21 protein-coding genes are annotated in these 24672 nt (G+C 38.0%); 14 read left to right on the top strand and 7 right to left on the bottom strand.

Features of this window, described 5'->3' with window-relative positions; translation table 11 throughout:
* Positions 1 to 184 precede the first annotated feature (184 nt).
* The 5 genes from pntA to E0709_RS08735 all read left to right on the top strand — a co-directional run bounded on the left by pntA (position 185) and on the right by E0709_RS08735 (position 5704).
* On the top strand, positions 185 to 1714 hold the full coding sequence (pntA, locus tag E0709_RS08755; RefSeq protein ID WP_132302430.1) for a Re/Si-specific NAD(P)(+) transhydrogenase subunit alpha: 1530 nt from the start codon (positions 185 to 187) through the stop codon (positions 1712 to 1714).
* Between the two features lie 11 nt (positions 1715 to 1725).
* Entirely contained in the window at positions 1726 to 3177 is a 1452-nt protein-coding gene (pntB, locus tag E0709_RS08750) for a Re/Si-specific NAD(P)(+) transhydrogenase subunit beta (protein WP_132302431.1), read from the top strand.
* 351 nt (positions 3178 to 3528) lie between these two features.
* Positions 3529 to 4977, top strand: a complete 1449-nt coding sequence (gene thiI / locus E0709_RS08745; protein ID WP_132302432.1) for a tRNA uracil 4-sulfurtransferase ThiI — start codon at positions 3529 to 3531, stop codon at positions 4975 to 4977.
* Positions 4978 to 5048: 71 nt separating this feature from the next.
* Positions 5049 to 5384, top strand: coding sequence for a type II toxin-antitoxin system RelE/ParE family toxin (locus E0709_RS08740; RefSeq protein WP_132302547.1), 336 nt, complete (start codon positions 5049 to 5051; stop codon positions 5382 to 5384).
* A gap of 2 nt (positions 5385 to 5386) precedes the next feature.
* Entirely contained in the window at positions 5387 to 5704 is a 318-nt protein-coding gene (locus E0709_RS08735; RefSeq protein ID WP_132302433.1) for a helix-turn-helix domain-containing protein, read from the top strand.
* A 26-nt stretch (positions 5705 to 5730) separates the two neighbouring features.
* Here E0709_RS08735 and E0709_RS08730 read toward each other — a convergent pair whose 3' ends face one another.
* A complete protein-coding gene (locus tag E0709_RS08730) occupies positions 5731 to 6438 on the bottom strand; it encodes a class I SAM-dependent methyltransferase (RefSeq protein WP_132302434.1) in 708 nt (235 codons plus the stop codon).
* A gap of 24 nt (positions 6439 to 6462) precedes the next feature.
* On the opposite strand from E0709_RS08730, the gene gloB reads away from it, so the two are divergent.
* A complete protein-coding gene (gene gloB, locus E0709_RS08725; RefSeq protein WP_132302435.1) occupies positions 6463 to 7164 on the top strand; it encodes a hydroxyacylglutathione hydrolase in 702 nt (233 codons plus the stop codon).
* A 47-nt stretch (positions 7165 to 7211) separates the two neighbouring features.
* Here the strand turns inward: gloB and E0709_RS08720 are convergent, their stop codons facing one another.
* A complete protein-coding gene (locus tag E0709_RS08720) occupies positions 7212 to 8645 on the bottom strand; it encodes a sucrose-6-phosphate hydrolase (RefSeq protein ID WP_132302436.1) in 1434 nt (477 codons plus the stop codon).
* Between the two features lie 149 nt (positions 8646 to 8794).
* Between E0709_RS08720 and E0709_RS08715 the strand changes: the two genes are divergently transcribed.
* Both E0709_RS08715 and scrK read left to right on the top strand, forming a co-directional pair.
* Positions 8795 to 10717, top strand: coding sequence for a PTS sucrose transporter subunit IIABC (locus E0709_RS08715; RefSeq protein WP_207905250.1), 1923 nt, complete (start codon positions 8795 to 8797; stop codon positions 10715 to 10717).
* Between the two features lie 70 nt (positions 10718 to 10787).
* Positions 10788 to 11669, top strand: a complete 882-nt coding sequence (gene scrK, locus E0709_RS08710; protein ID WP_207905251.1) for a fructokinase ScrK — start codon at positions 10788 to 10790, stop codon at positions 11667 to 11669.
* A 97-nt stretch (positions 11670 to 11766) separates the two neighbouring features.
* Here the strand turns inward: scrK and E0709_RS08705 are convergent, their stop codons facing one another.
* On the bottom strand, positions 11767 to 12972 hold the full coding sequence (locus E0709_RS08705; protein ID WP_132302437.1) for an aromatic amino acid transport family protein: 1206 nt from the start codon (positions 12970 to 12972) through the stop codon (positions 11767 to 11769).
* A gap of 299 nt (positions 12973 to 13271) precedes the next feature.
* Between E0709_RS08705 and E0709_RS08700 the strand changes: the two genes are divergently transcribed.
* Positions 13272 to 14585: an NCS2 family permease gene (locus tag E0709_RS08700; RefSeq protein ID WP_132302438.1), complete on the top strand. Its 1314-nt coding sequence runs from the start codon at positions 13272 to 13274 to the stop codon at positions 14583 to 14585.
* A gap of 83 nt (positions 14586 to 14668) precedes the next feature.
* On the opposite strand, the gene mrcB is transcribed toward E0709_RS08700, so the two are convergent.
* The 4 genes from mrcB to E0709_RS08680 form a co-directional block, all read right to left on the bottom strand.
* Positions 14669 to 17005, bottom strand: coding sequence for a penicillin-binding protein 1B (mrcB, locus tag E0709_RS08695; protein ID WP_132302439.1), 2337 nt, complete (start codon positions 17003 to 17005; stop codon positions 14669 to 14671).
* Between the two features lie 147 nt (positions 17006 to 17152).
* Positions 17153 to 17938 (bottom strand): zinc ABC transporter permease subunit ZnuB, encoded by a 786-nt coding sequence (znuB, locus tag E0709_RS08690; RefSeq protein ID WP_132302440.1) that lies wholly within the window; start codon positions 17936 to 17938, stop codon positions 17153 to 17155.
* 8 nt (positions 17939 to 17946) lie between these two features.
* The gene (gene znuC / locus E0709_RS08685) at positions 17947 to 18741 is read right to left on the bottom strand and encodes a zinc ABC transporter ATP-binding protein ZnuC (protein ID WP_132302441.1); all 795 of its coding nucleotides are present in this window, start codon (positions 18739 to 18741) and stop codon (positions 17947 to 17949) included.
* A 1-nt stretch (position 18742) separates the two neighbouring features.
* Positions 18743 to 19489 carry a YdcF family protein gene (locus E0709_RS08680; RefSeq protein ID WP_132302442.1) on the bottom strand — a complete coding sequence of 249 codons (747 nt, stop codon included), beginning with the start codon at positions 19487 to 19489 and terminating at the stop codon, positions 18743 to 18745.
* Between the two features lie 143 nt (positions 19490 to 19632).
* Between E0709_RS08680 and E0709_RS08675 the strand changes: the two genes are divergently transcribed.
* Genes E0709_RS08675 through E0709_RS08655 form a run of 5 tightly spaced genes read left to right on the top strand, consistent with a single transcriptional unit; the run spans position 19633 to position 24671 of the window.
* Complete coding sequence (locus tag E0709_RS08675; protein WP_132302443.1) at positions 19633 to 20610, top strand: polysaccharide pyruvyl transferase family protein; 978 nt, start codon at positions 19633 to 19635, stop codon at positions 20608 to 20610.
* On the top strand, positions 20600 to 21799 hold the full coding sequence (locus tag E0709_RS08670) for a lipopolysaccharide biosynthesis protein (protein ID WP_132302444.1): 1200 nt from the start codon (positions 20600 to 20602) through the stop codon (positions 21797 to 21799). Before E0709_RS08675 ends, E0709_RS08670 begins: the two co-directional genes overlap by 11 nt.
* A 16-nt stretch (positions 21800 to 21815) precedes the next feature.
* Positions 21816 to 22589 (top strand): glycosyltransferase family 25 protein, encoded by a 774-nt coding sequence (locus E0709_RS08665; protein WP_132302445.1) that lies wholly within the window; start codon positions 21816 to 21818, stop codon positions 22587 to 22589.
* Positions 22589 to 23797: a hypothetical protein gene (locus tag E0709_RS08660; protein WP_132302446.1), complete on the top strand. Its 1209-nt coding sequence runs from the start codon at positions 22589 to 22591 to the stop codon at positions 23795 to 23797. Before E0709_RS08665 ends, E0709_RS08660 begins: the two co-directional genes overlap by 1 nt.
* The gene (locus E0709_RS08655) at positions 23790 to 24671 is read left to right on the top strand and encodes a glycosyltransferase family 2 protein (protein WP_132302447.1); all 882 of its coding nucleotides are present in this window, start codon (positions 23790 to 23792) and stop codon (positions 24669 to 24671) included. The genes E0709_RS08660 and E0709_RS08655 overlap by 8 nt, the downstream gene beginning before the upstream one ends.
* Position 24672 lies beyond the last annotated feature (1 nt).

Raw genomic sequence — 24672 nt, 5'->3', positions numbered from 1 at the left:
TTAGTAGGTCATAAAGATATCTTGCAATAATTCGTACTTTGCCATGCAGATTTTGTAAAAAACTTTTTTAGTTTGTTGGATTTAATGGTACAGTTAAGATAGTTTGACTTTTTGTCATATTGACGGGTTGGATAGTCCTTGATTATCCATTTTATTTGTAATCAACCGATTTGAAGGAAACATTATGTTGATTGGTGTACCTAGAGAACTGCTTGATAATGAAAGTCGTGTGGCGGCAACGCCAAAGACAGTTCAGCAAATTCAGAAACTCGGCTTTGATGTGATCGTAGAACACGATGCAGGTTTTAAAGCCAGTTTTGAAGATCAAGCCTTTATAGATGCTGGGGCAAAAGTTGGATCTGCTCAAGACGTTTGGAATGCGGATTTAATTTTTAAAGTAAATGCTCCGACTGATGCTGAAATTGCCTTAATTAAACAAGGGGCAACCTTAGTAAGCTTTATTTGGCCAGCCCAAAATCCTGAATTAATGCAAAAATTATCTGAAAAGAAAATTAATGTATTAGCCATGGATTCTGTACCACGTATTTCACGAGCTCAAGCTTTAGATGCGTTATCATCTATGGCAAATATTTCTGGTTATCGTGCGGTTATCGAAGCAGCGAATTCTTTTGGTAGTTTCTTTACTGGACAGATTACTGCTGCGGGTAAAGTACCACCCGCTAAAGTCTTGGTTATCGGTGCAGGTGTGGCGGGGCTTGCTGCTATCGGTGCGGCAAATAGTCTTGGTGCGATTGTACGTGCTTTTGATAGTCGTCCAGAAGTAAAAGAGCAAGTTAAATCAATGGGGGCAGACTTCTTAGAAATTGATTTCGAAGAAGAAGGGGGTTCTGGTGACGGTTATGCGAAAGTGATGTCAGAAGAATTTAACCGCCGTGCGATGGAACTTTATGCCGCACAAGCCAAAGAAGTCGATATTATTATTACTACAGCGGCTATTCCAGGGAAACCAGCACCACGTTTGATTACCAAAGAAATGGTGGATTCCATGAAACCAGGTTCGGTGATTGTGGATTTAGCCGCAGCGACAGGTGGTAACTGCGAATATACCAATGCAGGTGAAATTTTTGTCACCGATAATCAAGTGAAAGTGATTGGTTATACTGACTTCCCAGCTCGTTTACCAACCCAATCCTCTCAACTTTATGGTACTAACTTAGTTAATTTATTGAAATTATTAGCACCAAATAAAGATGGTCAAATTGATATTAATTTTGAAGATGTGGTATTGCGTGGTGTGACCGTGATTCGTGATGGCGAAATTACTTGGCCAGCACCACCAATTCAAGTGTCTGCTCAACCGCAAAAACAAGCGGCAGCACCTGTTGCGAAAAAAGAAACGAAACCAGCGGATCCACGTGTTAAATACGGCGTAATAGCTGCGGTAGTTTGCTTATTTTTATGGTTAGCGTCAGTGACACCTGCGGCATTCTTATCGCACTTCACGGTATTCGTATTAGCCTGTGTAGTGGGTTATTATGTAGTTTGGAACGTCAGTCACGCATTACATACCCCGTTAATGGCGGTGACTAACGCGATTTCGGGCATTATTATTGTCGGGGCAGTATTGCAAATTGCACAAGGGAATTTCTTTGTCAGCATATTAGCATTTATTGCCATTTTGGTTGCAAGCATCAATATTTTCGGGGGATTCAAAGTCACCCAACGTATGCTTGCCATGTTTAGAAAAGGTTAAGGAGTACGACAATGTCATTAGGTTTAGTACAAGCGGCATATATTGTGTCGGCATTACTTTTCATTATGAGTTTGGCTGGTCTTTCTAAACATGAAACAGCAAAAGCAGGGTGTTGGTACGGCATCGTTGGTATGACGATTGCTTTAGTAGCAACGATTTTCGGACCCGCTACAGAAGGTCAATTCTGGATTATTATTGCCATGATTATCGGTGCAATTCTGGGCATTCATCGTGCATTAAAAGTAGAAATGACAGAAATGCCAGAATTAGTCGCCATGCTGCATAGTTTTGTGGGGTTAGCGGCGGTTTTAGTCGGCTTTAATAGTTTTGGTTTACATATTCAACCAGAATTTGTGGCACCAGAAGGCATGACGTTTACTAGCCCAGAAGCCTTAGAAACGGCAAAAGCGACATTCTTAGCAGAACAAGAAGTCCTTGCTAATATTCATAATGTGGAAGTCTTTTTAGGTATCTTTATTGGTGCGGTAACGTTCACTGGTTCTATTGTGGCATTTGGTAAATTACGTGGTATTATTAACTCTAAAGCCTTAATGTTACCACATCGCCATAAATTAAATTTAGCGGCTCTTGTGGTATCAGCGTTATTAATGGTGGCATTCTTAAATTCACCTGAAAATATCTTCCCTGTGTTATTGATGACAGCCATTGCTCTTGCATTCGGTTGGCATTTGGTGGCATCTATCGGTGGTGCAGATATGCCAGTGGTGGTGTCAATGCTGAACTCTTATTCAGGTTGGGCAGCAGCGGCAGCAGGCTTTATGTTGAACAACGACTTATTAATCGTCACGGGTGCGTTGGTAGGTTCGTCTGGTGCAATCCTTTCTTACATTATGTGTAAAGCCATGAACCGCTCATTTATTAGTGTTATTGCTGGTGGTTTTGGTAATGACGTAGTAGCAAGTTCTGATGAAGAACAAGGTGAGCATCGTGAAACGACCGCAGAAGAAGTGGCAGAATTATTGAAAAATGCCAGTTCTGTGATTATCACCCCAGGATATGGCATGGCAGTCGCTCAAGCACAATATCCAGTGGCAGATATTACGGCGAAATTACGTGAACGTGGTATTAACGTGCGTTTCGGTATTCACCCTGTGGCAGGACGTTTACCGGGTCACATGAACGTATTATTAGCGGAAGCCAAAGTACCTTATGACGTGGTATTGGAAATGGACGAAATCAACGAAGATTTCCCAGATACAGACGTGGTATTAGTGATCGGAGCAAATGATACAGTTAACCCTGCGGCATTAGACGATCCAAATAGCCCGATTGCAGGCATGCCAGTGTTAGAAGTGTGGAAAGCTCAAAATGTGATTGTGTTCAAACGCTCTATGGCGGTGGGTTACGCAGGTGTACAAAATCCACTCTTCTTCAAAGAAAATACCCAAATGTTGTTTGGTGATGCAAAAGAACGTGTGGAAGATATTTTGAAAGCACTATAATTTTGCTGTAAAAATATTGGCAATATAACCGCATTTTTGGATTAAAGTGCGGTTATTTTTTGAAATTTTCTGATATGGAATATGTGGGAAATATCCTATTAACAATCTTATTTGATTATCGCAGGATGTTACCAATATGCTTATTAGATTAATACGTGTTGACGAATTATCGTCATTATTTGTATTGTGTTTTATCTTCTACACTTCAAAAGGTTAAAATAAATACCAGTATTGTTTTTTGTGCAATATACTAACCTGTTGCGGATTGTGATAATTCACCGAATATTCACATCATGTTGTGCTATAATGCCCCCAATTTTTACCCTAACAACCAATAAACAGAGTAATCCAATGAAATTTATCATCAAACTTTTCCCTGAAATCATGATTAAAAGCGACAGCGTGCGTAAGCGGTTTATTAAGATTTTAACCAGCAATATTCGCCAAGTGTTAAGCAAACACGATGATACATTGGCGGTGGTGCGACATTGGGATTTTATTGAAGTGCGGTCAAAAAATGAAGAATATCGACCGCAGTTAATTGAGCTAATAGGGCGAATTCCGGGGATCCATCATTTTTTAGAAGTGGAAGAAAAACCGTTTACCGATCTGCACAATATTTTTGAGCAAACTTTGGCACAGGTGGGTGACAGCCTAAATGGCAAAACTTTTTGTGTGCGAGCCAAACGCCGTGGGCAACATTCCTTTAGTTCGCTAGAAATTGAGCGTTATGTGGGTGGTGGGTTAAATCAACATATTGAAACCGCCAAAGTGAAATTGAAAAATCCTGATGTGACGGTACGCATTGAAGTAGAAAATGATAAATTAATCTTTATTAAACAACGCTTTGAAGGTATTGGTGGTTATCCGATAGGCACGCAAGAAGATGTGCTTTCCTTGATTTCGGGTGGCTTTGATTCGGGGGTGTCGAGTTATATGCTGATTCGTCGTGGTAGCCGTGTACATTATTGTTTCTTTAATCTTGGAGGAGCAGCACACGAAATTGGCGTGAAACAAATGGCGTATCATATTTGGCAGCGTTATAGCAGTTCCCATAAAGTACGTTTTATTGCGATTAATTTTGAAAATGTGGTGGGTGAAATTTTAGAAAAAGTGGATAACGGGCAAATGGGCGTGGTGTTAAAACGCATGATGGTGCGAGCCGCCAGCCGAGTTGCTGAACGGTTTGCTATTGAAGCGATTGTTACGGGGGAAGCTTTAGGGCAGGTGTCGAGCCAAACACTGACTAATTTACGTTTGATTGATGAAGCAAGTTCTGCATTGGTATTGCGTCCACTGATTACGCACGATAAAGAGCAAATTATTGCCATGGCAAAACAGATCGGCACGGACGATATTGCCAAATCTATGCCTGAATTTTGTGGGGTAATTTCTAAAAATCCAACGGTAAAAGCGATTCGGGCAAAAATTGAAGCCGAAGAACAAAATTTTGATTTTAACGTGTTAGAAAGTGCGGTGCAAAATGCACAATATTTAGATATTCGTCAAATTGCCGAGCAAACCGAAAAAGACGTGGTGCAAGTGGACGCCGTTTCTGTGTTAGGCGAAAATGACGTGATTTTAGATATTCGTAGCCCAGAAGAAATTGATGAAAAACCGCTGGTATTGGATGGCAAAACCGTACAATTAATGCCATTTTATAAACTTAGTTCGCAATTTGGTAATCTTGACCAAAGTAAAAATTATGTACTGTATTGCGAACGTGGGGTAATGAGCAAATTGCAGGCGTTGTATTTGAAAGAGCAGGGATTTGGCAATGTGCTGGTGTTTGGGCGTTGATTTTATTATTGCTAACTATACGCAAAAAGAGTATGATTTAATTCTGTGAAATTGATTAAGGAAGTGCTGTGATGAAAGCCATTTTTATTGAATTACCTTATTTTGAACGTTATCGAAATGAGTTCTTAACGGATGAAGATTTTAGACAGTTTCAAAATGAATTGCTTGCTGATCCTGAAAAAGGTGAGCTTATTCAGCATACTGGAGGACTGCGAAAAGTTCGGATTGCAGATAAGCAAAGAAATAAAGGTAAAAGAGGCGGTGCGAGAGTGATTTATTACTGGCGTTCTTCTCGGGGAATATTCTACTTAATTACGGCTTATGGGAAAAATACGAAAGACGACATGAGTACTGAAGAACGAAAAGTATTTGCTAATTTATTAGATGTCATTAAACAAGGAGAATAATTATGGAGCGTAATCTTTTTAATGAAATAAAAGAAGGTCTTGAACAAATTATTTTACATGAACAAGGCAAAATCACCCTAAAAACAACCACATTAGAACTTCCTGATGATAAACCTGTTGATATTTCGGCGACAGAAGTAAAAACTATTCGAGAAAAACTCAATCTCTCTCAAGCGGTTTTTGCCAAAAAATTACGTACCAGTGTGCGGACATATCAAGGCTGGGAACAAGGAAAATCTAAACCTAACCCACAAGCGATATTATTATTAAAAATGGTAGATAAATCACCTGCTATTTTTGAACAGATTTCTCGTCTTTAAGATTAAAAGGTGCGTTCTTTCGCACCTTATATCTCGTGTTTTTCCACTCCCTTAAACGCCCCAACAGGCTCGCCCTGAAAGATCTTGCTTGGCTCAAATCGCTGTTTTTGTGGTTGCAAACTCAATGGATAGGTTTGTTTTTTTGCCACAATAGCAAACAGATTACCTAAAGTTTGTTGTTGAATAATCTCAAAATTGAGCAAATGTAACCAGTCAATAATGCGACAAGGCAGAAAATGGCGGAACGGTAGCTTTGAGCGTTGTGATTGGGATAACTCTCTTTTTAGCATTAATGAACTGATTGGATTAAAAATCGATAAAAATAAATAACCATCATCGGTTAAAATTCGTTGAATTTCACGTAATAGTTGATGTGGATCTTGCATAAAATTGAGCGTATTGGCGGATATACAAACATCTACGGATTGACTTTCAAACGGCAATTCAATCAAATCCCCCTGAATTAGAGAATAACTATTTTGGCTAGAAAGTGCGGTTAAATGGTTACTTATTTCGGGACTGAGCACAAAATGATAGGGGAGCGACATTTTACATTCTAGCTCGGCACTTAATCCACCTAGACGAACTAATTGTTTTCCTGTTATTAACGGCGAAAATTTGGCAAAATAAGACCCAAGCGTTTCGCAATATTGTTCACCTTTTGGCAACTGCTGCCAACTAGACGGTAATTTAAACGCTTTCGCTGCTTTTGCGTGCCAACGTATTTGTGCCATATTCAACCTGAGAGAGAGAAAACAATGTTAAAAGCAATTCCTGCCCGTCATGATAACTATATTTGGCTTTATTCACGAGATAATTTATCGATAATTGTGATCGATATTCCAGAAATTGAGCCTATCTTATCATTTTTTGAACAAAATCCCTATAAAATTACCGCACTTTTGTTGACTCATAACCATAATGACCATGTCGCTGGTGTGGCGGAATTTAAACACCATTTTCCTGATGTGCCGATTATTGGTCCAACTGAATGTGCGTATTTGGGTTTAACGCAAGTGGTGGATAGGGGGAAATTTGAATTAAATGATTATCGTATTGAAGTTATTCCAACCGGAGGGCATACGACAAATCATGTGAGTTTTTGGGTTGACAGTCATTTATTTTGTGGTGATTGTTTGTTTTCAGCGGGTTGTGGTCGAGTGTTTACAGGAGATTATCAGCAGATGTTTGAATCTATTCAACGCTTGAAAGCCTTGCCTGATGATACATTGATTTGTGCTGGACACGAATATACCTTAGCGAATTTAGCGTTTGCCGAAACCGTATTAGAAGATAAAAGTGCGGTGCAAAAGCATAAAGTTTTGGTTGAATCCTTGAGAAAACAAGGATTGCCGAGTATGCCGACGACTTTATCCTTAGAAAAGGACATTAATCCATTTTTGCAGGCAGAAGATTTACCACAATTTATTAAGTTTAGACAAGATAAAGATAAATTTTAATCAGGATATAAGGGTGCAAGTAAAATGCACCCTATACTTAGATTACATTATAGTTGATAGAAATAGCCCGTTGGATTGCCTTGTTTAATGGCAATCCCAGTTTGCTCCGCATTCGGGAAAACACGTCCAGAAAAGACCTTTTCACCGCCATTGATAAAGATTTCAAACACCGATCTATCTATAAAAATACGAGCAGTGGTGGCTTGTTTTTCAATTTGACAAGAGCGAACGGTACCAAATTTTTCTGCAAATTTTTCACCGCAGTTTGAGCGATCTACAATGATTTCACCTTTCGTGGTGTCAACGATAATAGTTAATCCGTTACCATTTTTATCCGCCATTAATACCATTTCGTGACGAATGTTTGGTGCGAAATTGAGTGCTAATTCGTAAATATTATTGGTGTGTTGGCGTTCTGCAAAAATTTCCTTGCTGGTTCTTAAATTAACAATATCTTCCACAGGATATTGATATAACTTGCCATTCTGAATAGCAAGCTGTTTAACTAAAGAAAGACAGCCTTGATAATCATATTTATCCGTTGGATATTCCATATCTGGCAAGGCTAACCAACTGATACATAAGGCTCGACCATCAGGTGCATTAAAGGCTTGTGTCGCGTAACATTCAAAGCCGTAATCTAATTGTTGTAATGGGGTAGGATTGACTAATTTTGCTTGTTCTACATCAAGGTTATCGCCGATTTTGAACATATTGGGATAAATATTTTGATAATCCAACACGGACTTATCTAAGCCTTGCGGACAATAGATTAACACAGGTTTGCTATCGACAAAAACAAGATTCGGGCATTCCATCATATAGGCAGTATTATCATTGGCAAAATCAAGATCATTGACGTAATCCCATTGCTGGTAGTCATTATTATGTGCTTTGTAGAGCTTAATAATGCCTTTTTTATTCAGGTTTTGCCCGCCTACAATAGCGTAATATTGTCCTTGGTAATTAAAAATTTGAGGATCACGAAAATGATCGGTGACATCATCAGGTTGCTCAATGAGTATTTTATTGAGCTTTTCAATGTTGCCTTTCTGATCCATTAACGCTCCGATTTGATAAGGGTGGCGCACCCAATTTTCATCACGTACATTACCTGTGTAAAAGAGAAATAATTTATCACCAAATTGCATGGCGGAGCCGGAGTAAGCACCATGACTATCTAAAGGGGTATCGGGGTATATGACAGTGCCAGTTTGTTTGAAATGCACGAGATCCTTACTTTCCGTGTGTACCCAAGATTTTAAGCCATGAGCGGCTCCGAAAGGAAAATATTGGTAAAATAGGGTGAATTTACCATTAAAATAGGAAAAACCGTTTGGATCGTTGAGTAAACCGTGTGGCGTTTCAATATGAAAATGCGTCCGCCATGGTGAAAGTGCGGTGTTTTTTTTAATTTTTTCGATGTACTCCGCTGACCAGTCAGCATAAGCTCGATAACGTTGTTCTGTGGTAAATGCCATAATTCTCTCCAATAATGATATTTCCTTGTATAGTACCTAATCTTTGTACTTTGAAAAAGTAATATTTATATTATTTATGTTTAATTTATCAACAAAAAATGATAGAGTGAATGATAGTTTATTAACCCTTATCTTATGGAGATTTTGCAATGATGAACGATACAGAAATTGCAAAGAAAATTGTTGAAGCTATTGGCGGCTTTGACAACGTGCAAAGTTTTGCACATTGTGCGACTCGTTTACGTATTATGGTAAAAGATGAGTCAAAAATTGATAAAGATACTATCGAAGACTTGGATAAAGTCAAAGGGGCATTCTTTAATTCAGGACAATATCAAATTATTTTGGGTACAGGGACAGTAAACAAAATTTATGCGGAAGTGATGGCATTGAATGGTGGTTCAACTCAAACGACACAAACTGCCGCACCCGTTCCACCACAAGGGCATTGGTTTAAACGTGCAATTCGTACCTTTGGTGATGTATTTGTACCCTTATTACCGGCTATTGTCGCAACCGGTTTGTTTATGGGGGTACGTGGGGCCATTAACAATGATGAGATTTTAAGCTTATTTGGTACAACATCTGCCGCATTCTCCGCATCAAATTTCTATGTTTATACGCAGGTGTTGACTGATACCGCCTTTATTTTCTTCCCCGCTTTAATTTGTTGGTCGGCTTTCCGAGTGTTCGGGGGCAATCCGATTATTGGATTAGTTTTAGGCTTAATGATGGTCAGTCCTGCTTTGCCTAATGCGTGGGCTGTTGCTTCTGGTGGTGCTGAACCGATTTACTTCTTTGATTTTATTCCTGTAGTCGGTTATCAAAACTCTGTTTTACCAGCATTTTTTGTCGGTCTCATTGGTGCGAAATTTGAGCAATGGTTTAGTAAAAGAGTACCTGATGTATTAGCATTATTAGTGGTGCCATTTACCACGTTTTTAGTGATGTCTATTTTAGCCTTATTGGTGATTGGTCCGATTTTCCACTCGGTTGAAGACTATGTACTAGCCGGTACTAAATTCTTGTTAGCTTTACCTTATGGTATTTCAGGACTAATTATTGGTGGGGTACATCAAGTCATTGTTGTTACTGGCGTACATCATATTTTCAACTTGCTTGAATCTCAACTTATTGCTGCGGACGGACAGGATCCATTTAATGCGATTATCACCGCAGCGATGACAGCTCAAGCAGGGGCAACCTTAGCCGTTGGTTTCAAAACCAAATCATTGAAATTAAAAGCCTTGGCTTATCCAGCCGCCCTTTCTGCGGGTTTAGGAATTACTGAACCAGCGATCTTCGGGGTTAATTTACGCTATGGTAAACCATTTATTATGGGTTTAATTGCGGGTGCATTTGGTGGTTGTTTAGCTTCCATTTTAGGGCTTGCTGGCACGGGTTTTGGTATTACCATTATTCCGGGATCATTACTTTATCTTAACGGGCAAATTCTGTCTTATGTCATCATGGTGTTGTCAACTACAGCCGTAGCCTTTGCATTGACCTATATGTTTGGTTATGAAGATGAAAAGCCAACTGAGAAAAAAGTTGAACCAAAAACAGCAGAAAAAAACACCGCAGTTGAAACCCCTGTAGCGGTTGCAAGTAAACCTGAGGAAGAAATTTTGCTTGCTCCGATGACGGGTGAAATTGTTGCTTTACAAAACGTAAATGATCCTGTTTTTTCATCTGGTGTAATGGGTGATGGTCTAGCGGTTAAACCAACTGAAGGTGTGGCTTATGCTCCAGCCGATGCGATCGTTGAAATTGTTCATGATACTGGTCATGCTTATGGTTTAAAAACGACAAATGGTACGGAAATTTTAATCCATATCGGTATTGATACGGTGAAAATGAAAGGTGACGGTTTTAAACCATTGGTAAAAGTAGGTGAGCAAGTAAAAGCGGGTACGCCTTTAGCCAACTTTGATTTAGCTAAAATTGCAGCAGCTGGATTCGATCACACGACAGTGTTGATTATTACCAATACGGATGAATTTAAAGCTGTAACAGGTATTGCCACTGGTAATACTGCTCATGGTGAGAATTTCTTGAAAGTAGTAAAATAAGATTAATTTGTAGAGGCGAATCCATGGGTTCGCCCCTACATTATTCGTAACTGTAGAATAAAGAGAATTAATGATGACAAAATTATATGGCAGCCTTGAAGCGGGTGGCACAAAATTTATTTGTGCAGTAGGGGATGAGCAGTTTAATGTCGTGGAAAAAGTACAATTTCCAACTACAACACCAGATGAAACGCTCACTCAAACAGTCGTTTTTTTCCAACGTTATGCAGATCGTTTACAAGGTATTGGGATTGGTTCATTTGGTCCGATTGATATTGATAAAAATTCACCAACCTATGGTTATATTACTACTACACCAAAGCCAAACTGGGCAAATGTGGATTTAGTGGGAACGATTAAAAAAGCGGTTAATGTACCTTTCTACTTTACTACCGATGTGAATTCATCCGCTTTTGGTGAAACTTTTGTACGTAAAAATGTGACGAGTTTGGTTTATTATACGATTGGCACAGGTATTGGCGCGGGTGCTATTCAGCATGGTGAATTTGTCGGAGGGATTGGTCATACCGAAGCAGGTCATGTTTTAGTGGCGTTACATCCACAAGATCAAGCTAAAGGTTTTCACGGTACTTGCCCTTTCCATAAAAATTGTTTAGAGGGTTTATCCGCTGGTCCATCACTGCAAGCGCGTTCTGGTATTCGCGGCGAATTAATTGCTCAAGATGCTGATATTTGGGATATTCAAGCCTATTACATTGCACAAGCAGCCTTACAAGCGACCCTATTATATCGTCCACAAGTGATTGTATTTGGCGGTGGTGTCATGGCTCAGCATCATATGTTGCAACGCGTTCGTCAGCAATTTGCTGAACTGTTAAATGGCTATGTGCCAGTACCTGATTTGAATGAATATATTGTTATCCCAGCGGTAGCGGAAAATGGTTCGGCTACTTTAGGTAATTTTGCTTTGGCAAAACAAGTCGCTCAATAAGATCAGGCATCATAGACAAAAGTGCGGTGAAAAAATCATTATTTTTCACTGCACTTATACTATTCAAAGGTGCATTGTCATACACCTAGATTTCATGCTAACCGATGACATTCGGTAAATAACCTGCCTGAATTAAGAATGGCACATTAATAATTAACACACCAAGTAGTAAAGCAATCAGTAAAGAAATGTTGCCACCGATGACTCGATAAGGCATTTCTGGATAACGTTTTCTTGCACGCCACGCCATACCCACTGGCAACACTAAACCATAGAAAGTAAACATTTGTCCAGCAAAAGCTAATACGGATAAGAAATCATTATAGAACAAAGCGAAGAATAACACGGGTATAAAGGTTAATAAGCCTAACGATAGACGGTTAGATCTAATTTTTATGCGCTTTAGCAGATCATCTAAGCAATCAAATAAGGCGAGTGCAACGCCTAAGAAAGATGTGATCAAGGCAAATAATGAAAATAAACGTACCGACCAACCGATAAAATGGCTACCCGTGATATGTGTTACCGCTTTGATTAATCCGCCTAATGTGGGTTCTTGATTAAGAATTTGCACAAATTCAGATTGTGTCAACACACCGTGAGTTGACATTTGCCACATAATATAGAGTGCTAAAGGCAACCCTGTTCCCACAATAATAGAGGTTCTTAAACGGGCAACATTGCCTTCTAAATATCGGTTGATACTTGGAATGACCACATGGAAACCAAAAGAAGTAAAGAAAAATGGACTAGCCGAAATTAATAATGCTTTATCTAATGGGATTGCCATCAGATTATCCATCGTCACTTTAGGGAGCATGAGGAATAATAACACGACAAATGCGGCTAATTTGGCAATAAATAGTAAGCGAGTGGCAATATCAACATGTCCTGTACCGGCAATAATAAAAATCGCAAAAAATATCGTAAAGATAACTGAAATCGCCGTCCCATATTCGGTTAAAGCAGGTAATACGGTGGAGATTAAATCGCTACTCATTAATACATAAACGGTGAGAATGGCGTACATAAAAATAACTAATGCTAAAGTGGCTAACACTCGACCAGTCATCCCAAAATATTGTTCGGCTAGGGTCGCGATTCCTGCATCTTGGCGTTCGGCTTTTTGATATACTTCCACAAATAGCAACGCACTATAACATAATAATATCCAAAGCATCACTAACAATGCGACGGTATAGCCAAAGCCCATTCCAGCTGATGTTAATGGCATTGACACCATACCCGCACCGATTGTTGTACCCGCAACAATTAATGCACTACCAAAGGTTTTATTTCTCATACAGCGTTCCTTAGTTAAATAAAGAATAAATGATAAAAAAGTATCGCCATTCTAACGATAATTTTTATTTTTGTAATTAAAAATTTACGCCGTTTTAATCTTTTTACGTTTTCTTTATAGAAATAACAAGAAAGTGCGGTTTAATTGGGGGAAATATTTAACACATCAATAGAAGCTATAATTTTGCTAGGATATAACCCACTTAGTTTAAAGATAAAAATATTTTCTGCAAACGTTTACTATTTTGTGCTTTCAGGTAGAATACGCTTCTTTCCAACTTAACTCATTTAGGAAGTTTTATGTCTTTAGAACAACAGTTCGAGCTTTCTGCTCGTGGTTCAAATATTCGTCAAGAAATTACCGCTGGGCTTACCACCTTTTTGGCAATGGTTTACTCGGTTATTGTGGTGCCAAATATGCTTAGTCAAGCTGGTTTTCCCGCAGAAAGTGTATTTATTGCCACCTGTTTAGTTTCTGGTTTAGGTTCAATCTTAATTGGTTTATGGGCAAATGCACCAATGGCGATTGGTTGTGCTATTTCATTAACCGCATTTACGGCATTTAGTTTGGTTATCGGGCAGCAGGTGAGTATTCCTGTTGCTTTGGGAGCAGTATTCCTCATGGGGGCAGTGTTTACTTTAATTTCTGCCACAGGCATTCGTTCTTGGATTTTACGTAATCTGCCGTCCAGTATTGCTCATGGTGCAGGGATTGGTATTGGTTTATTTTTACTCTTAATTGCGACGAGCGGTGTAGGCATTGTGGTATCCAATCCAAACGGTACCTTAGTTAAATTAGGTGAATTTACTTCTTTCCCTGTCTTGATGTCATTAATCGGTTTGGCGTTGATTGTTGGCTTAGAGAAAATGAAAGTGAAAGGTGCAATCCTTTGGGTGATTATTGCGATTACTATTATCGGCTTAATTTTCGATCCGAATGTGAAATTTTCAGGTGATGTGTTTAAAATGCCGAGTTTTGGCGAACAGTCTTTATTTTTACAATTAGATATTATGGGTGCATTGCAACCTGCGATTTTACCCGTGGTTTTTGCCTTGGTGATGACGGCGGTATTTGATGCTACTGGAACCATTCGCGCGGTAGCAGGGCAAGGCAATTTGTTAGATAAAGACGGACAAATTATTAATGGCGGTAAAGCGTTAACATCGGATTCTGTGAGTAGTTTATTCTCGGGTATTTTCGGTACCGCACCTGCGGCAGTCTATATTGAATCGGCGGCGGGAACAGCGGCTGGCGGAAAAACGGGGATCACCGCCATTGTGGTCGGCGTATTATTCCTATTAATGTTATTTTTCCAACCGTTAGCTTTTTTAGTGCCGAACTATGCAACGGCTCCAGCTTTAATGTATGTGGGTTTGTTAATGTTAAGTAATGTGAGTAAATTAGATTTTACTGATTTTGTCGGTGCCATGAGCGGTTTAATTTGTGCGGTATTTATTGTGTTAACCGCCAATATCGTGACAGGGATTATGCTTGGTTTTGCTGCGTTGGTGATCGGTCGAGTAGTATCTGGTGAGTTCAATAAACTCAATATTGGCACGGTGTTAATTGCAATTGCTTTAGTGGCATTTTATGCTTGTGGTTGGGCAATTTAGTTTTTAGCTAATTGGCATAAAGTGCGGTGGATTTTTGATGATTTTTCAATCAAAATACCCCGCACTTTTTTGTTCGCAATTATTTAACCAGCAGGTTTGGCATCTTCAACAGGTGCAGGCGTTTTACGTGGGGGCGATAGTAAGATGGTTGGATCTATGGTTGATGAAGCACAGAAATCCTGCCCTTTATTTACCCAAACAGGGATATTCCGCACAGGGCTGTAACAGTTCCAACTACCATAGCTATTAATCCCTACCCATTTAATTTCATCTACTTTTTTCAGTTCTAATGGGCTGACTTCGGCACGTTGTAAGTAATTTTTATAAATTTCCAATGCACCACTTGCGCCAGTTAAACCCGTTTCGCCATTGTTGTCACGTCCTAACCAAACGGTTGCTACGTTTTCTCCATCAATACCCACATACCAAGTATCACGAGCATCATTGGTTGTGCCTGTTTTTCCGGCAAGATGTAAGTTGGCAAAATTATTTTGTAAACTGCGAGCCGTGCCACGTTCTACCACTTGTTGCATCGCATATAAGGTTTGTACTGCCGCTTGACTTGGTACGACTTGTTCTGGTTCAGTTTGATGTTGGTAAATTACTTCACCTTTACGGTCAGTAATAGTGTTAATCGTGCTTAATGGGATTTTGCCACCATTATTTGCGATCACTTGGAATAATTTTGTTACATCATAGGGAGAAATGCTATAGGAACCTAATAACATAGCGGGGACTTTGGGAATCGAAACCTGATCCCAACCCATCGCTTGCTGGGTCTCAATCACTTTGGTTAATCCTACTTTCATGCCAATATTGACCGTTGGAATATTCAGCGAACGAGTTAACGCATCCATTAATAACACTGATCCGCTATATTTACGATCATAGTTTTTGGGTTGCCAAGGAGGGCTACCTTTTATATTAATAGTAATTGGTTGGTTATTAATCGGACTGTTCAGTCTAAACCGATCAGGATCGGAAAGTGCGGTTAAATAAATGGAAGGTTTAACTAAAGAACCGATTTGACGTTTTGCCATAAATGCACGGTTAAAGCCAGCATACTGGGTTTGTAATCCGCCAACAATGGCTCTAATTTCACCTTTTTGATAATTTGCGATGACCATTGCAGATTGTAAATGTGGATTTTTCACTTTCAACTGTAATTTTTGTGTAGCGTCCACAACCGCTTGTTCAGCGTAAGCTTGTTGTTTAACATCAAGGGTTGTGAAGATTCTTGCCCCCAATAAACTGGAGGATTTATTTTCTCCCAAATTTTGGCGTAATTCAGCTTGCAATGTTTGAATAAATGCAGGATAGGGGCGAGTAACCGAGCCTTTTTCTTGTACACCTAATGGACGTTGGCTTAACAGATCAAATAATTCTTGGTCGATCATTTTATGTTCTAACATTAAGCCTAACACAACATTACGACGTTCTTTCGCATTAGTTGGATTACGCCAAGGATTATACAATGATGGACCTTTCACCATGCCGACTAATAAGGCTATTTGATCTAAGCTGATTTCTCGCACTGGACGACCAAAAAAGAAATGGCTCGCCAGCTCAAAACCGTGAATTTGGGTGTCACCATTTTGACCAAGATAAATTTCATTAAGATAGGTTTCTAAAATAGTGTTTTTGTCGTAGCGTAAATCCAACATAATAGCCATTAAGGCTTCGTTAATTTTACGTGTAATCGAACGTTCATTAGTTAAAAATAAATTTTTGACCAGTTGTTGCGTTAGGGTACTTCCACCTTGTACAGTTTGACCCGCACGAATATTGCTGATCATAGCACGAGCAATACTGATAAGACTGACACCTTGATGTGCATAAAAACGGCGATCTTCGGTTAAAATTAGGGTATCAATCAGTAGTCGTGGATAATTTTGTAATGGAATGGCTAGGCGTTCTTCATTATCAGATTGCAACATTGCCACTAATTTGGGGGCTAAACGAAATTCATCAATCGTCACTTGATTGACTAAATCTTCAATAACCGTTAATTTCTCATCACTAAAGCGTAAACGAATCACCCGTTGTGGTTCCATTTTATCAGGAAACGGAAATGATCGACGTAATAACACGATAGTATCATTTTCAATTTTAAAATCCCCAGGGGCTGCCACAAAGCTGGTTTGACGATAATCGTTATTGAGTAATAATTGTGTAACATCATTTAGGGTGAGATTATCTTGCAAACGAACACTTTCAATACGGCTATATACTTCGGCAGGTAAACGCCAAATTTGTCCATCCATTTTGGAACGAATTTGCCAGTCTAAATAAGCCCCATAAAAAACTACCAACGTACCTAGGCTAAAAATAGCTTTGGCAAAAAATAATTTCCATTTGTGCCGTTGAGAAAATGGAATAGACGTCTTTTTGGTTGAATCAGTTTCTTGGTTCGTTGACATATTAATCCTAATAGATCCTAGCATCGTAAGGGCGGACCAATGTGTCCGCCGCTGAAAACGGAGCGTGATTTTCGGGCAAATATACCGATTCGCCCTTACAAATAAAGTGATAAATAAGCGAATTCTATCATATAAATTTTAATGGGTTTAACTGTTTTCTTTTTTAAGTAGTGAAAATAAAAACAGTACACTTGATGCAACCACTACCGATGGTCCAGAAGCAGTGTTATACAATGCAGAAAGTGTTAACCCTAAACTTACCGCAATTATACTAATGATTACCGCAATCATTGCCATGCTTTCTGGTGTACGAGCAAAACGTCTGGCGGTGGCGGCTGGAATAATCAATAATGAAGTAATTATTAATGCCCCGACAAATGTCATACTTAACGCAATAGTAAGTGCGGTTAAAATCATTAAAATAAATCGCATTCTTTTTACATTAATACCTTCCACTTGAGCTAGTTCAGGGCTAACAGTGGTTGAAATCAGTGGTCGCCAAAAATAGAGTAACAGACTTAATACCACAACAACGCCAACCCCAATATAAATGAGATCATCAAAGTTGACTGCCAGTAAATCACCAAACAAATACCCCATTAAATCTACACGTACATTTTGTAATAATTGTACGGTAATCACACCAAGGGAAAGACAGCTATGAGCAATAATACCGAGTAAAGTATCCACCGAAAATTGGGTATTATTTTCTAACCAAACCATTGTAATGGCTAAAATCAGGGTGAGAATTAAAATCGCAATATACGGATTAATTTGTAAGAAAATCCCCAATGCCACACCAAGTAGGGCAGAATGAGCAAGGGTATCACCAAAATAGGCCATTTTTCGCCACACTACAAAAGCCCCTAAAGGTGCAGTAATAAATGACAACAAAATACCAGCAAGCCAAGCTGGGAAAATAATTTCAAACATATCTTTCCTTAATTTTTATGTTCTGCACAAGTCTGATCATCCTGACAACAGACATCACCGTGAATATTGTGTTGGTGGTTGTGATGATGCGTATAAACGGCAATATTTTTAGCAAATTGATCACCAAAAAAATGAATAAATTTCGGATCATTAGACACGGCTTCAGGTGTGCCAGCACAACAAATATGATGATTAACGCATAAGACTTCATTGGTATCCGCCATCACGATATGTAAATCATGAGAAACCATGAGAATGGCACAATTTAATTTTTCTCTTGTTTGTTTAATCAGCTGATACAGTTCTACTTGACCGTTAATATCGACACCTTGAGTAGGTTCATCTAGCACTAACAAATTGGGTTTATTCAAAATCGCACGAGCTATCAACACCCGTTGCATTTCACCACCAGACAGCTTTTGCATACTATTTTTGATTAAATGCGAAACTGACAGCAATTCCAACGCCTGTTGCATATCGTTTTTGGTAATGCCTTTTTTCAACGATAAAAATTTTTCCACTGTTATGGGCAAACTTGGATCTAAATGGATTTTTTGTGGCACATAGCCAATACGTAGATTTTTACTATAAACCACATCACCACTAGTCGGCGTTAATAATTTCAGTAATACCTTTAATAAAGTGGATTTACCTCCACCGTTCGGTCCCACAATAGTCATCACTGAGTTCGGATAAATGCGTAAATTAATATTTTGCAACGCAACTTTTTGGAAGAATGTCACATTAATATTATTTAACGCTACCAATGGTTGTTTAGGCAACTGAATGGATTTGATTTTCATATTAAAATTTCTCTTTCCAGTAGCCGAGCCATTCTTTTAATAATTGCATATTGGCACCAATCGCTCCAGCTTGTGGAATAAAGTGCATATAGTTTAAATCATAGCTTTCTGGGGTGACACCATTCCCTACGCTGGCTGGAAATACGCTAAACCCCGCTTTTTCAAATAATAATTTAGCACGTTGCATATGCCATTGATTAGTGATTAAAATAATTTTTGAAATGCCTTCACGCTCAAGAATTTCTTGGCTATATTTTGCATTTTCCGCTGTATTTAACGCTTTTCCTTCTAGCCATTTTGGTTGCACACCGAAAAAAGTAAAAAATTCTTGTGCCATGACCTTGGCTTCGGAATTACCATTTGGACTGGCTCCCGTGACTAAAATTGGTAGTTCGGTTTCTTTATGTAAATAGGTGGCATATCGCATACGTTCTAAGACTAAACCCGGTACCGTTAAACTATTATACAATTCACTGCTATCACGCAACCCACCGCCTAATACTACAATGGCTTGAGCTTGACGATAATCTTCTACACTTAGGTTATCTTCGACAATTAAGCTATCACTGAATTTTTGTGAAGTATAAGGCAAGCTCACGATGTATAAAATGCCGATAGCCAATAAGGCACTAAAAAAAGCCAATTTAGGACAACGAAATAATAGGCAAAATAAAGCAAAAATCGCCAGCATAATCACATTGGCTGGCGGTAAGATGAGGGCAGTAATCAATTTGGTTAGTTCAAACATAGTATTTTTCTCAATAAAAAGTGCGGTTATTATTCCCGAAAATTAAACGAAACTCAATCATTAAAACGCTGTCAAAGCCCTTGAAAAATGCTATGATAAGCAATTTGCTAATCTCTTTACTCGGCTATGGAACGTCTTTAGGAATGAATGCAGTCTTACAATCATTAAAACAAAAATTACAACAAATTAACAGCTTAATTATTGATAAAAATGACGTGCTGTATTTTGATTATCCGTTACATTTAAATGTTGGGGATTTATTAATCTATGCTGGCACGGAACAATTTTTCAAAGATTATCACATCAAGATTCGTTTAAGACGTTCATTGCAGGCTTTCGATATTCATGAAGTCAAAAAATATATTCAACCGAATACCACGATTTTGTGTCACGGCGGTGGAAACTTTGGGGATCTGTATCCACTCATTCAACAGATGCGAGAAGATATTGTGCGAGAATTTCCACATAATCGGATCATTTTATTGCCACAGACTGCTCATTTTTCCGATGAAAAAGCCATGTTGGTAGCCGCAGAATTATTTTCTTCTCATTCTGATCTGCATTTATTTGCACGTGATAGTAAAACCTTTCAATTAATGCAAAGCCATTTTTCGAAGAATAGTTATTTGTCGCCTGATATGGCTCATCAGCTTTACGGAAACTTGCCACAAAAAGACCGCAGTTTGCACCAAAGTGCGGTGCAAAAAACACTCTATTTTTTACGCAAAGATATTGAAAAAAGCTATATTGAAACAGAAATTCAAGCTCAATTAGCTAACCTAGATAACGTGAAAGATTGGGAAGATATTTTATTACCAAGTGATTTGAAATTTGAATTATGGTGTAGTCGTTTTTCCAAAATCGCCAATAAATTTCATTTAGCGTTTATGAAAAATAAAATTAACGATCTATGGTATCAACATGCGTTAAACGTGATCGAACGCTGTCAAAGGATTTTTTTAAGCTATGATAATGTGATTACCAGCCGATTACATGGACATATTTTTTCTTGTTTATTGGGTATTCCAAATCAAGTGTGTGATAATTCCTATGGGAAAAATTTAGGCTATTATCAGCAATGGACAAAAGACATAGATTACACAACGCTCTATGAAAAATAATCATTTTATTAAGCTCATTGCGATTACTTTATTAAGCATGGGGTTGACTTTAGTCAGCTCTTTTATCTTAGCTCGCTTGTTATCGGTACAAGATCGGGGAGTACATCAGCTGTTTGTGACTTCGGTTTCTTATGTGACTACGTTTGCCACTGGGGGAGTCGGTTTTGCGTTTGCTTTGAGTATGCGGAATAACCAATATACACATTGGAAAGGTTATTTTCTATTATTTTTAGCCTTAGCTGTATTGGTCGCCAATGTCGCCGTGTTTTTCTTTAATGTGACGGATTATTACGGCTTATTTATGCTGAATGTGCTATTAACCGCTGTGTTAACCATTACGCTAGAAAAAAGTAAAATTGATCCTAAGATGATCGTTTATCGTCGTTTAACCTTACAACAACCGATTTTATTGGTGTTGGTGTATGGCGTGACTTATCTGTTATTTCAGGAGCAACCACTCCAAATTGCCCTGTATTTATTAACCTTATACAGCACTATTCAGGCTATTTTTTGTCTTATTTATTTATATCAAATTGATAAAGATTTCACCCAACGTAATCGAGTAGTTTCCATTGAACGCAAATTTTTCTTCACCACTTGGTTTAAGCAAAATGTATTACAAACCTTTGGGGCGACCACTGCCAGTTTAGATAAATTTTTGGTGGTGTATTTTCTTGGCCATTATACGTTAGGTCTTTACACGGTGTGTATTGCCTTTGATAGTTTAATGACCAAATTTATTAATATGTTGGCGGATTATTATTATTCGGGCTTATTAAATAAATTAAATCGAATTAAATCCGTGTTAGTCGTGATTGCGTTAATTAGCGTTGGGGCATTAATTCTAGTGCCGTTGTTAGCCAAACCAGTGATTGCGTTTTTCTTCAGTGCTAAATATATAGAAGTCGCACCGGTGTTAATTTGGTTTATTGTGAATGCGATTATTGCTGGTCTATCTTGGGTGTTATCACAAAATATGTTGCTATTTGGCAAACAGATTTTATTGTTTGTGCGACAATTAATTGCTATTGTGGTATTTGTGGTTTTATTTTATTTATTACGTGATCTTCAATTATATGGCTTGGCTTATGCCCTTATCGGAGCCAGTTTAACTCGTTTATTGATTTCGTTAATTTATTATTTTAAATACCCGATCACCGATATATTGGTGAGCAACACAACTGAATAAAAAAGTGCGGTGTAAAATGCGAAAATTTTTAATTTCTTTAGAAAAAGACATACAACGTAGGAAATTATTTTTCTCTCAACCAGATACAGCAGATTTTGACGTATTTAATGCTATTAATACCATGAATTTGTCACCATCAGAATTAGAAAGCCGTTTTGATTTTAATGGGTTTAAACAAGCCTACGGGCGAGAAGTGACTAAAGGGGAAATCGGTTGTACTTTAAGCCATTTAGCGGTTTATCAAAAAATTGTAGATGATGAAACTGTTCAAGCAAATGACTATGCTTTAGTCTGTGAAGATGATGCGTTGTTGGCAGAAAATTTTCAGCAAAATTTGACCGCACTTTTAACTGAAAGTCTTACCGCCGATATTATTTTAGTCGGACAATCAAAAATCCCAACCTTTGATGATATTGAGTTGAAGATTAATTATCCAACCACATTGCGTTTTCTGCAAAAGAAGATAGCGACAACGGGTTATCGTTATGCTTATCCTTATAAAAATTATTTTGCAGGCACGGTGGCTTATTTAATAACAAAATCGGCTTGTCAAAAGTTCTTAGATTACATTGAACAACAGCAAAAGATCTTCTGGTTGGCAGATGATTTTATTTGGTTTGAGAAACAATTAGGCTTAGATATTGTCGTGATTCGTCCGTTAATGGTGATTGAAAACCCCAAATTAGCCAGTAATTTAGCCGATTTACGTGCTGCCTTAAAACATAGTTGGTGGCAAAAATGGCTGAAATTTCCAGCCAAAAAGCTATTAGCGATTAAGAGAAATTTATAATGTCAGCATTATTTAATTTATTTTATCTTTATGATCCTTGGACTTTTCATTTTATCCGAATGAGTCTAGTCGCTGGTGTTATTGCGGTGTTATGGTTGGCTTATAAATGGTATAAAAAACAAATTAATCAAGTGATTATTCCAGCAGACAGTTTATTCGTTTGTGCTGCTTTAGTGCTTGTTTCCGTGATCCCGATTTTGATTAATGGTACAGCAGAGTTTGGTGTACTGAGTATGTATATTAAACTGTTGGTGATATTTATATTGGGGATTGCAATTTATAATTTATTTTATCTGCAACAAGAAAAAAGCCTATTTATTCGAGATATTAAAATAGGAATAGTGGCACAGTCTATTATGGGTGTTTTAGCACTAACGGGTATTCCGTTTTTAGTCAGCATTGCATTAGGTACAAATGCCAGTGCCATTTTACCGCGGTTTACAGGATCGGAGCAGGAATATCGTTTATACAACATAACATCATCCGCCTTTTTCCAATTAAGTGCCTTTTACTTAATGCTTTTGCATTTTTTATTAGCTTATGCCGAGAAGCACGCTAAATTGCAAGGGATTTATGTGTTTTTAATGTTATGTATCGGATTGATTTCAGGCAGAACATTTTTATTACTCTCCGTTTTCAGCTTAGTCCTTTATTTTAAACGAGATTATATTTTGCCGATAATATTGTTTGGTATATTAATTTTTGTTTTAGCCATAAATTATCAATCAAGCCTTTATATTGAACATGCTTTAGAACCCTTGATTAATTTGATTTATGGGACAGATCGTCCAGCGTCTAAATTTATTGGTATTTCTACTGGGTTATCTTCTTCCACCGATACCTTAATGCAAAAACATTTATTTATGCCAGGTTTAAAACAACTGATGATAGGTGACGGCTTATATTATAATCTGAACGGCAAAGGTTATTATGGCGGATCGGACTCTGGTTTTATTCGTCAGGCATTATATGGTGGTATCGGTTATATTGCAGTTTGTTTTGTGGTGACTGCTTATTTTGTGAAACGGATTGCGGATAACTGGTTTAATGGCAGTTGGAAATTTATTTTATCTAGCTTGTTATTGTTGAGTTTATTAAATGTCAAAGCCGATACCTACGCTTACCCTGGGATTATGTTTATCTTTTTAATGTTTATTTCGTTGTTTGGTGGGCAGGGTAAACAAATTGTGAGAAAAAATCATGTTTAGTATTATCATACCTTCCTATAATCGTAATCTGGAAGTTAATCGTTTATTGGTGAGTTTAGAACAACAAACCGCAAAGAATTTTGATGTCATTGTGGTTGATGATTGTTCGCCAAATCCATTAAAAATTGACCGCACTTTTAGCTTTGAGGTTAAACTTATTCGTAATGAACAAAATGCTGGACCCGCTCAAAGTCGTAATAATGGTGCCAAAATGGCAACAGGCGAGTGGTTATTATTTTTAGATGATGATGATCGTTTTGATGAGCGAAAATGTCAAATGATTGCCGAAACCATTGAGCAAAATTCAACGCTGAACTTTATTTATCATCCTGCCAAATGTGAAATGGTGAATGAGAAATTTAGTTATGTGACTAAGCCGATTAAAGAGCAAGAGATTTCATTAGAAAGGATTTTATTGGTCAATAAAATCGGTGGTATGCCGATGATTGCGATTAAAAAAGACTTCTTTTGGCAGTTAGGTGGATTATCCACGGCGTTAAAATCTTTAGAAGATTATGAATTTGTGTTAAAAGCCGTAAGTTGCCCTGATTTTCGCCCAAAATATATTGATGAGCCATTGAGTATCTGTGCTTTTCATACCAAAAGATCGAGTGTATCCACGAATACGGAAAACACCGAAAAAGCCATTGCGATGATCGGTCAACAATATGTCAAAACTGAACAGCAAGCGAAAAATTTTGCCATCAATTCGTTGTATATGCTGGCATATCCTTATGCGATGAATTTATCACGTAAAGCAGGTTATTATTATTTCAAGATTTTTATGTTGAGCCACAATGTTAAGCATTTGATGATTGCTATTGTGAGCAGCATTTCGCCGCGGTTGGCGATAAATTTAAAACGCTATATTTAAA

Origin of the sequence: Lonepinella koalarum (assembly GCF_004565475.1) — a bacterium.
Taxonomy (GTDB): Bacteria; Pseudomonadota; Gammaproteobacteria; order Enterobacterales; family Pasteurellaceae; genus Lonepinella; species Lonepinella koalarum.
Note: the sequence above shows the minus strand (reverse complement) of the source record. Positions and strands in the feature narration are given on the sequence as shown.

What these genes read in the sequence shown, in the direction of transcription:
- pntA (WP_132302430.1), top strand. Translation starts at nt 185, where the DNA reads ATGTTGATTGGTGTACCTAGAGAACTGCTTGATAATGAAAGTCGTGTG.
- pntB (WP_132302431.1), top strand. Translation starts at nt 1,726, where the DNA reads ATGTCATTAGGTTTAGTACAAGCGGCATATATTGTGTCGGCATTACTT.
- thiI (WP_132302432.1), top strand. Translation starts at nt 3,529, where the DNA reads ATGAAATTTATCATCAAACTTTTCCCTGAAATCATGATTAAAAGCGAC.
- E0709_RS08740 (WP_132302547.1), top strand. Translation starts at nt 5,049, where the DNA reads ATGAAAGCCATTTTTATTGAATTACCTTATTTTGAACGTTATCGAAAT.
- E0709_RS08735 (WP_132302433.1), top strand. Translation starts at nt 5,387, where the DNA reads ATGGAGCGTAATCTTTTTAATGAAATAAAAGAAGGTCTTGAACAAATT.
- E0709_RS08730 (WP_132302434.1), bottom strand. Translation starts at nt 6,438, where the DNA reads ATGGCACAAATACGTTGGCACGCAAAAGCAGCGAAAGCGTTTAAATTA.
- gloB (WP_132302435.1), top strand. Translation starts at nt 6,463, where the DNA reads ATGTTAAAAGCAATTCCTGCCCGTCATGATAACTATATTTGGCTTTAT.
- E0709_RS08720 (WP_132302436.1), bottom strand. Translation starts at nt 8,645, where the DNA reads ATGGCATTTACCACAGAACAACGTTATCGAGCTTATGCTGACTGGTCA.
- E0709_RS08715 (WP_207905250.1), top strand. Translation starts at nt 8,795, where the DNA reads ATGATGAACGATACAGAAATTGCAAAGAAAATTGTTGAAGCTATTGGC.
- scrK (WP_207905251.1), top strand. Translation starts at nt 10,788, where the DNA reads ATGATGACAAAATTATATGGCAGCCTTGAAGCGGGTGGCACAAAATTT.
- E0709_RS08705 (WP_132302437.1), bottom strand. Translation starts at nt 12,972, where the DNA reads ATGAGAAATAAAACCTTTGGTAGTGCATTAATTGTTGCGGGTACAACA.
- E0709_RS08700 (WP_132302438.1), top strand. Translation starts at nt 13,272, where the DNA reads ATGTCTTTAGAACAACAGTTCGAGCTTTCTGCTCGTGGTTCAAATATT.
- mrcB (WP_132302439.1), bottom strand. Translation starts at nt 17,005, where the DNA reads ATGTCAACGAACCAAGAAACTGATTCAACCAAAAAGACGTCTATTCCA.
- znuB (WP_132302440.1), bottom strand. Translation starts at nt 17,938, where the DNA reads ATGTTTGAAATTATTTTCCCAGCTTGGCTTGCTGGTATTTTGTTGTCA.
- znuC (WP_132302441.1), bottom strand. Translation starts at nt 18,741, where the DNA reads ATGAAAATCAAATCCATTCAGTTGCCTAAACAACCATTGGTAGCGTTA.
- E0709_RS08680 (WP_132302442.1), bottom strand. Translation starts at nt 19,489, where the DNA reads ATGTTTGAACTAACCAAATTGATTACTGCCCTCATCTTACCGCCAGCC.
- E0709_RS08675 (WP_132302443.1), top strand. Translation starts at nt 19,633, where the DNA reads ATGAATGCAGTCTTACAATCATTAAAACAAAAATTACAACAAATTAAC.
- E0709_RS08670 (WP_132302444.1), top strand. Translation starts at nt 20,600, where the DNA reads ATGAAAAATAATCATTTTATTAAGCTCATTGCGATTACTTTATTAAGC.
- E0709_RS08665 (WP_132302445.1), top strand. Translation starts at nt 21,816, where the DNA reads ATGCGAAAATTTTTAATTTCTTTAGAAAAAGACATACAACGTAGGAAA.
- E0709_RS08660 (WP_132302446.1), top strand. Translation starts at nt 22,589, where the DNA reads ATGTCAGCATTATTTAATTTATTTTATCTTTATGATCCTTGGACTTTT.
- E0709_RS08655 (WP_132302447.1), top strand. Translation starts at nt 23,790, where the DNA reads ATGTTTAGTATTATCATACCTTCCTATAATCGTAATCTGGAAGTTAAT.